Origin of the sequence: Proteus sp. fly-1089, from assembly GCF_040138965.1 — a bacterium.
Taxonomy (GTDB): domain Bacteria; phylum Pseudomonadota; class Gammaproteobacteria; order Enterobacterales; family Enterobacteriaceae; genus Proteus; species Proteus vulgaris_B.
This window is the reverse complement of record NZ_JBEETS010000013.1, coordinates 1-7,908: the sequence shown is the minus strand read 5'-3', so window position 1 is coordinate 7,908 and position 7,908 is coordinate 1. Positions and strand designations below refer to the sequence as shown.

At 35.9% G+C, this 7,908-nt stretch carries 8 protein-coding genes and 1 pseudogene; 7 read left to right on the top strand and 2 right to left on the bottom strand.

From position 1 onward, the window contains the following. Positions 1-103 precede the first annotated feature (103 nt). Both ABN080_RS18070 and ABN080_RS18065 read right to left on the bottom strand, forming a co-directional pair. The gene (locus ABN080_RS18070) at positions 104-301 is read right to left on the bottom strand and encodes a hypothetical protein (RefSeq protein WP_196554834.1); all 198 of its coding nucleotides are present in this window, start codon (positions 299-301) and stop codon (positions 104-106) included. Between the two features lie 74 nt (positions 302-375). Beyond that, positions 376-678, bottom strand: coding sequence for a phage holin family protein (locus tag ABN080_RS18065; protein ID WP_115350199.1), 303 nt, complete (start codon positions 676-678; stop codon positions 376-378). A gap of 573 nt (positions 679-1,251) precedes the next feature. Here ABN080_RS18065 and ABN080_RS18060 point away from each other — a divergent pair. The 7 genes and pseudogenes from ABN080_RS18060 to ABN080_RS18030 form a co-directional block, all read left to right on the top strand. After that, positions 1,252-1,512, top strand: a complete 261-nt coding sequence (locus tag ABN080_RS18060) for an Ogr/Delta-like zinc finger protein (protein WP_115350200.1) — start codon at positions 1,252-1,254, stop codon at positions 1,510-1,512. Between the two features lie 262 nt (positions 1,513-1,774). Then, a complete protein-coding gene (gene dhaK, locus ABN080_RS18055) occupies positions 1,775-2,839 on the top strand; it encodes a dihydroxyacetone kinase subunit DhaK (RefSeq protein WP_196554837.1) in 1,065 nt (354 codons plus the stop codon). Positions 2,840-2,869: 30 nt separating this feature from the next. Continuing rightward, positions 2,870-3,502, top strand: a complete 633-nt coding sequence (gene dhaL, locus ABN080_RS18050) for a dihydroxyacetone kinase subunit DhaL (protein WP_196554838.1) — start codon at positions 2,870-2,872, stop codon at positions 3,500-3,502. A 41-nt stretch (positions 3,503-3,543) separates the two neighbouring features. Then, positions 3,544-4,995 carry a dihydroxyacetone kinase phosphoryl donor subunit DhaM gene (gene dhaM, locus ABN080_RS18045; RefSeq protein ID WP_349441656.1) on the top strand — a complete coding sequence of 484 codons (1,452 nt, stop codon included), beginning with the start codon at positions 3,544-3,546 and terminating at the stop codon, positions 4,993-4,995. Positions 4,996-5,996: 1,001 nt separating this feature from the next. Then, on the top strand, positions 5,997-6,596 hold the full coding sequence (gene ecpA, locus ABN080_RS18040) for a common pilus major fimbrillin subunit EcpA (RefSeq protein ID WP_196554840.1): 600 nt from the start codon (positions 5,997-5,999) through the stop codon (positions 6,594-6,596). A gap of 66 nt (positions 6,597-6,662) precedes the next feature. Beyond that, a complete protein-coding gene (locus ABN080_RS18035) occupies positions 6,663-7,349 on the top strand; it encodes an EcpB family pilus assembly chaperone (protein ID WP_349439882.1) in 687 nt (228 codons plus the stop codon). A gap of 16 nt (positions 7,350-7,365) precedes the next feature. Further along, a pseudogene (locus ABN080_RS18030) lies at positions 7,366-7,908 on the top strand (hypothetical protein); the annotation flags it as partial.

Genomic DNA, 7,908 nt, shown 5'->3' with positions numbered 1-7,908 from the left:
AAGACTGGATTGGCGTGGTAGAAGCCCGTGGTTATGTCAATGTATTTGCTGAATGGTCAGGGACTGATATTCACTAAGTAAAATAACCGTTTTCTTATTCCTATTAGGGATGAATTTCCTCTAATACATAAGGAAAAAGTTGAAGATCAAAGCAAGCATCCATGCTTGCTTGATCTTCGATTGCCGTTATTAACATCCGTTGTTCTAACGTTATATTGTCTCGATGCCATCCTTGAGCAATCCACCCCAAACTAAACGCCATTAGTGCAATCCATGCATATACCGCTAGTGTGTTGGACATGACCTAACTCCTTAGTCATTCGAGACAAAATTGACTTTACCGATTTTTATTATGATGAAAACGCGTAGCACTTTTTACTTGGTATCATCTTTTTCTTTTCCTGAAAAAAATTGATTACCTCGCTTACGTAACCAGATTTCGACTAATTGATAACCCACAATACCGAGTGCAGAGCCTATTCCCATTACTGCGACAGAATTAATTCCAGGCCATAAAATAAGCAGTACACCAGCAACAACTGAAACTGCAGAGCCTAAAATAATTTTGCCGATGAACAATCTTAATGTCATTGTTTCATTCGCAACGAGCATCTTCCCTAATGCAATAAATGCACCTACGATCACCAACGATATTAATGTGTTGTCATATTCATCCATGAATACACCTCATCTCTGATCACACTTTATTTAACTGTAAAAAGAAACCTCACCTCCCAATATTCACCAGATAATCTGTAAAGAATTAGCTGCAACCACAACCCTGTGTAACTGAATAAATCCTGATTGAGATAACGAAAGTTCCTTTTATTTCAACTATGCGCAATATCCATTTGCGATAAATAACAAGCTATTCAGTTATATTACAGCTAACTTCCTTGTTAATTTGTAATAGACATCCTTGTCTATTTATTCACTCATACTGAAAACTAACAAAATAAATAAATAATAAATTCAATATGTTGATCATCTCCGTATGATTTAACGTGAAGCTATTATCTACAAAGTTTGTATTTCAGGCTAGTAAGTTTGTTCGGTTAACTTCGGTTATCAATGCTTAACCGACAATAACCGAACTATTCACATTAATAAAAACAAATAAACTTGTTTTAAGCTTCTTTAAACGATATAAAAACAAATATTTATATAAAAAAACAATAAATAGGCTGGTTATAATACAAATTTCAGCTAATATAGAAGGTATTAAATAACCCATAGCAACGAGAAAAAGAGATGCGTGTTTTAACTATTTTTTGTCCTGAATGTGGTGAAAAAGCGCTTATAAAGAAAAGTAATCGTAAACACAAAGAGTTATCCGATCTCTATTGTGCTTGCCGTGATCCTGAATGTGGACATACCTTTGTTTTAAATCTCACTTTTAGCCATACTCTTATGCCAAGCGCAAAAAACAAAGATACATTGTTATTGGATGTTATTAAAAACCTTTCTCCAGAGCAGCGAGAGAGAGCACTCACTCTTTTACAAGGCATGTAATCATCACGATCAGATACTCCCTTTTTCATTTTTTTTTATGATCTTGCTCCCATTCTGACAGGTTATTTGACTAACCTATTCTTATAGAAAGATAAATGATGTAGATTTATTTTTAAGCTAAATGAAAATAATTCTTATGTTTTAAATAATACAAACACCACGTGTTTGCCTATCCTTTACTTAATAATTTGTCAGCCACATAAACCATAAAATCGATTTCTGGTTTAAAGACTAAACACAAATTTCAAATGGAGCATTTAAGATGAAAAAGCTGATTAATCGAGTTGATGACGTGTTATCTGAACAACTACAAGGCTTTGCAAAGGCCCATCCTGAAATCAAACTTCATCCTTCCTCTTTTTATGTCACGCGAAAAGATGCTCCAATAAAAGGCAAAGTTGCGTTGCTATCCGGTGGCGGAAGCGGGCATGAACCCATGCATGCTGGCTTTGTAGGTAAAGGTATGCTCGATGGTGCATGCCCAGGTGAAATATTTACGTCGCCAACACCAGATAAAATGTATGACTGCGCCAAAGAGATTGATAGCGGTGAAGGTGTTTTAATGATCGTAAAAAACTACACGGGTGACGTGCTTAACTTTGAAACAGCCACAGAGCTACTTCATGACGATGGTGTAAAAATTGCAACCGTCTTAGTGGATGATGATGTTGCCGTTAAAGATAGCTTATATACAGCAGGGCGCCGTGGTGTTGCCAACACCGTTTTAATGGAAAAACTACTGGGGGCCGCAGCTGAAAGAGGCGACTCTCTTGATAAGCTAGTTAAATTAGGTCATTACATTAATAATAATGGTTTTTCTATCGGGATTGCCTTAGAAGCTTGCACTGTGCCTGCAGCAGGAAAACCTTCCTTTACTTTACCTGAAAATGAAATGGAATTTGGTGTTGGTATCCATGGAGAGCCAGGTATTGATCGTCGTAAATTCACTTCACTCAATGAGACCGTTGATGCCATGTTTACGACCTTAATCGAAAATGGTCACTATCAACGCGTTATCCGTCATTGGGATCGTGAAAACGGCACATGGATCGATGAAAATCAAGAGAAACAACCTTTAAAATCGGGCGATCGCATTATTGCTTTAGTTAATAATCTAGGTGCGACACCACAATCTGAACTTTATGGTGTTTATCACCATTTAACCCAATGCTGTGAAAAATTTGGTTTAACCATCGAACGTTCTTTAATTGGTTCTTATTGTACTTCGCTCGATATGTCAGGGATCTCAATTACGTTGCTAAAAGTTGATGATGAATTACTTACCTTATGGGATGCACCTGTTAATACACCGGCGATGGTGAAATAAGTTTTTAATTACAAGAAAAGGGAACACGAAATGGCTTTAACTCATGCTCAAATCATTCTTTGGTTAGAACAATGCGCATCACTTTTTGAACAAAATAGTGATTATCTGACGGACTTAGATCGTGAAATAGGTGATGCCGACCACGGTTTAAATATGAATCGTGGTTTTAGAAAGGTACTTGAAAAACTGCCTGAATTTGAAAACCAAGATATTGGTACGATCCTTAAAACCACAGGCATGACGTTACTCTCAAATATTGGCGGTGCAAGTGGCCCTCTCTTTGGTACCTTCTTTATTCGTGCAGCAAAACCGACCGCTTCATTACAAAATTTAGAACTCAATCAATTTGTTGAAATGATCACTGAAGGTGTAGAAGGTATTGTGAGTCGAGGAAAAGCACAGCCTAATGACAAAACCATGTGTGATGTTTGGTGGCCTGTCGTTGAGTCATTAAAGCAATCTAATGAGCAAAATCTTTCTCTCAAAGAAGCTATTACCCAAGCACACATTGTGGCCGAAAAAGCCGCTGAAAATACCATTCCAATGCAAGCTCGAAAAGGGCGAGCAAGCTACTTAGGTGAGCGCAGTATAGGGCATAAAGATCCTGGTAGTGCATCTGTTGTGCTAATGATACAAGCCCTTGCAAATAGCATTAATGCATAACTGACCAAGTAACCAATACAAGCAACCCATAAAGGTCTACCATGATAAATATTGTTATTGTTTCTCATAGTAAGCATCTCGCTGATGGTGTGGCAGAACTTGCAAGTCAGATGATTAATCCTGCTCACTGTCAACTTGCGGTCGCCGCGGGTGTTAACGATGAAGAAAATACGATTGGTACTGACGCTGTTAAAATTATGACGGCAATTGAATCATTTTCGCCACAGGCACAATCTATCGTTGTCATGATGGATTTAGGTAGTGCCATATTAAGTGCAGAAACCGCAATTGAATTACTTGATCCTGAACTCGCTGAAAAAGTAACACTCTGCTCTGCGCCATTAGTTGAAGGTACACTTGCAGCAGTCGTTGCCGCCTCTTCTGGTGCTTCTTTAGAGAAAGTCATTGAAGAAGCCTCAAACTCGTTATACCCAAAAAAAATTCAACTTGGCGAAAACTTCGTCCAGCCTAAAAATGATATTAATGCTCTCGTCAAAATTCAAGGTAAAGAGGCAAGCTGGGTCGTGCGTAATCCTCATGGTTTACATGTAAGACCTGCGGCTACTTTAGTGGAAGTGCTTTCTACCTATCATGCTGATTATCAATTAGTTAAAGGTGATAGACGAATTAATCCGCTGAGTTTAAATCAACTCTCATTAATACAAATTCGCCAAGGTGATGAAATAACGCTAATTGCTTCTGGTGAACAAGAAGATGAAGCGATCGCAGCCTTCCTTAAACTCGCTCAAAATGGCTTTGGCGAAGAACTTCCTTCTGATTCTGACAAGACAACCCTAAAAGGCATTTTAACCCCTATCGCCCAAATTAAAGCCCCAGCTTTTATTTGGCATGAAACTGAATTGTCGCCCGTAGAAAATTTGTCTGAATCAATAGATATTGATACTCAAATCATCAAATTTAATCATGCCATCAAAAATACGTTAAACGTTCTAAAACAGTATGCGGAAAAAGCGAATCAAGTCTTAGGAGAGCACATTGGGGCTATTTTTAATGGCCATATCATGATGTTAGATGATGATGAATTAATCACATCTGTAGTTGATCGTATTAAAGAAGAAAAAATTAACGCACAACAAAGCTGGTCTGATGAAATGCAAGAGAGAATACAGCTTTATTGTGCACTCACTGATCCTTATTTACGGGCTCGTGAGCTTGATCTCCGTGATCTGCGTAATCAAGTCCTCTATCAATTGCAAGATAAAACACGCCCTGCATTTACACCATCACAACCGGCTATTTTGGTTGCTAAAGAGCTTTTCCCTTCCACCTTAATCCAATTAACTGATAGTCCATTAGTTGGCATTGCTTTAGCTATAGGTGATAGTCGTTCTCACAGCGCCATTATTGCCACTGAAATGCATTTACCTATGTTAGTGAATTTAGGGCCTACACTATTAAAAGTGACTGAATCCCAGAAACTAAAAATAGATATAAACAAAGGTGAGCTGATTATTGAATCGCTCTCATCATAGCCCCTTTTTAAATTAACGATATAAAAAACCCGCACAATCATGTGCGGGTAAGCCCACGAAATAACACGATTATCTTTAATACAACGTAAAAAATTAACTAACCACCCGATAAAGATCATTTTTTATTTTCATTTTAAAATAAGAAATTTACTATTTTCTAATCCTTCATTAACACTATTATATAACTAATTTTCAATTTAAATATTTTTTATATTATCATTAAAAGATAACACCTCTTTTAATGATAATAGTTTTTTGATGGTATGAAAAATATAAAACAATTATTTTTAATTCTAAATGAAAAATACAAATCGTAATTGGATAGTTTATTGATTTTAATTTATAGAAAATATAAAAAACTTTGTAGATAAAAAAATACCAAACTCAAAAAGTGAGTAAATATGTAAATCCAATGCCGTAAACAGGATTATAATCTATTACATCTAAGATTTAAGTATAAAATAACTAACACAGTCTATTATAGAATGCATTTATATAAAAAAAACTAAAAATTCCAAATAATAAATATAAAGAAAAACAAAAAAACCATAAAATAAATTAATCAGATTTTCATAAAAACCACTAAATAAAGATAAAAATAGATGTTATTAGTAATATTTTTTTATCAATTGAAATTAAGAAAGAATACTTATAGGATTTTTCTTATCACTTTACTTCCTCCTATTGTTTAAATTAACGCCATTAAATAATATTTAATTATATTTATATCTTAATTGAAAGAAATTAAGCACATTAAATAAAGCTAGATTATTTTTATTTAAAACCTAAAAAATAAGATTTTTTATTTATGGAGACTTAACAAAAGAAATCAAGAAGACCCCACCTCAAACTAATCAATAAAAGAGTTATTCTTTAAATATTTTCTTGAAATTATTTAAAGAGAAATTCTTTTATTTGAAGAATGTATCAGTGTATTTAATTTCTTTCATTAATAGAAAGATAAAATCAATCTATTATAGATAATCATCAAAGGATATTTTATGAAAAAGCTGACATTGGCTGTTCTTGCTGTAGCTATTATGGGTGCGACAACTCTTGCTCAAGCTGATACTCGTAAAGCAAGTGCTGTTGCTTCATGGGATGCTAAAGCATACAAAGATACTAAAAGTATGTTAGTGGTTACACCATTAAAATCATTAACTTTCAATTACGCTGAAGGTGTTAAAGCGTTTAACTCTCAAGATGGTGCTTTTGACATCACTATCCAAGGTCAAGAAAAAGCAACTGACTTCAAACTGACATCAAAAATCATCACCGATAAATTAACGCGTGCATCTGACGATAGTGAATTAACTGTTGGTATTAAATGGAATGGCACTGCATTAACTAACTCTACAGAAACCACAATGGTTGACGTAGCTGCTGGCACAACAGCTGGTCTTGATTTCTTAGCCCAAGATGGCGCTTACAACGGTAAAGATCGTGTAAGTGGCCAAAGTCAATTCACCTTCAATATCGCTTCCGCAAAAGTTGCTGGTGCTGATGCTAAATTCTCTGATTTAGCTGATGGTTACTGGGATGGTGATGTTAAAGTTCAGTTTACTGCAACTTGGGAAGGCGACTTCACAACAACTCCATAAGCCATAAAGTTAGTTTTTTAATAATAAAGGGATGAGCGAATTTTCGCTCTCCCTCAAGGATTCGCTATGAAAAAAATAATATTAGCCTGTTTGAGTCCTTTGGTTTTTTATAGCCAATTTGCAGCAGCCATTCATGTCGGTGCCATTACCGAAACTATGCCATCTGACCAAACTATTCTTGCCAAAGAAATTGAAAATAATGTCGATCAGGCTCGTTTAGTCGGATTATCTATTGAGCGCATTTCATCACCGTTGGAAGATGGAAAAGTGCTCCCTTTAGTCAATAACGAGATTTTGATCTCACCAGCAAACCTAATTTTACCCGGTAAAACCAAAGAAAGTTTTAAAATTTTCTATAAAGGCCCTAGTGATAACCAAGAACGTTACTATCGCTTAGTCTGGCGTGACGATCCGGTGACTGAAACAGGATCAACGCAAAATGCAAAAGCCGCAACGGCAACGACGTCTGCCATGATAAGCACCATTTTAGTGGTTGCTCCTCGCCAAGAAAAATTTGATTACCGTTTCGATAAAAATGCTCGCATTGTCTATAACACAGGAAATAGCTCGTTTCGTACCGTCGCTACAGGTGATTGCATGCCAGATGCTGTGACAAAAAATGAAAATAATCGCTGTAGTGAACGCTACTACGTTATGCCAGGTCTTGGCGTCAAGTTAAAGCAAGTCGATGTTCAAAGTAAAAAAGCAACTGTTGGTATTTGGCATAACGACGATTTTATTATTATAAATTAATTAATAAGGACTCCTTGTGCGTAAATCTGTAGTGGCACTAGGCATTGCTATGTTCCTATTGTCCGAGAATACATATAGCCAACCAACCAGTTTAAAGATTGGTAATTATATTATTCCTAGTGTCTTTGCCACTGCATTAGAAGAAGGTATGACGATCCCAGTCTATTTACGTTACGAGCGTTCTAATCAATCTGTATTAAACGAACAAAGCCGCAATAAAATTGCAGATGCGCTTGTGGTACTTAAAGATAATCAACTTATCATAAGTTCTATCACACCAACTTATGAGAGTGACGATTCTCAAGTTGCTTCTATTAATGAAAAAATTATTAATTCACTTGTATCACTAAAAGATGCACAAATTGGACAACAAGGGAAAATAACACTCTCACCAGATGCCACTCTTGTGTTTGATTTAAACTCATTCATTATGACATTGGATGTCAGCGAAGCGGGTCTTGCCACACAAGTCAAAGCACGTACGGAAATGTTAGGAAAATCAACTGTTGATAATCTTTCCTCCGTCACCACCTATGATTTAGGTGTCTATAACAATCAA

Excerpts from the sequence above, each read along its gene's own strand:
- ABN080_RS18070 (WP_196554834.1), bottom strand. The coding sequence starts at position 301 with ATGTCCAACACACTAGCGGTATATGCATGGATTGCACTAATGGCGTTT.
- ABN080_RS18065 (WP_115350199.1), bottom strand. The coding sequence starts at position 678 with ATGGATGAATATGACAACACATTAATATCGTTGGTGATCGTAGGTGCA.
- ABN080_RS18060 (WP_115350200.1), top strand. The coding sequence starts at position 1,252 with ATGCGTGTTTTAACTATTTTTTGTCCTGAATGTGGTGAAAAAGCGCTT.
- dhaK (WP_196554837.1), top strand. The coding sequence starts at position 1,775 with ATGAAAAAGCTGATTAATCGAGTTGATGACGTGTTATCTGAACAACTA.
- dhaL (WP_196554838.1), top strand. The coding sequence starts at position 2,870 with ATGGCTTTAACTCATGCTCAAATCATTCTTTGGTTAGAACAATGCGCA.
- dhaM (WP_349441656.1), top strand. The coding sequence starts at position 3,544 with ATGATAAATATTGTTATTGTTTCTCATAGTAAGCATCTCGCTGATGGT.
- ecpA (WP_196554840.1), top strand. The coding sequence starts at position 5,997 with ATGAAAAAGCTGACATTGGCTGTTCTTGCTGTAGCTATTATGGGTGCG.
- ABN080_RS18035 (WP_349439882.1), top strand. The coding sequence starts at position 6,663 with ATGAAAAAAATAATATTAGCCTGTTTGAGTCCTTTGGTTTTTTATAGC.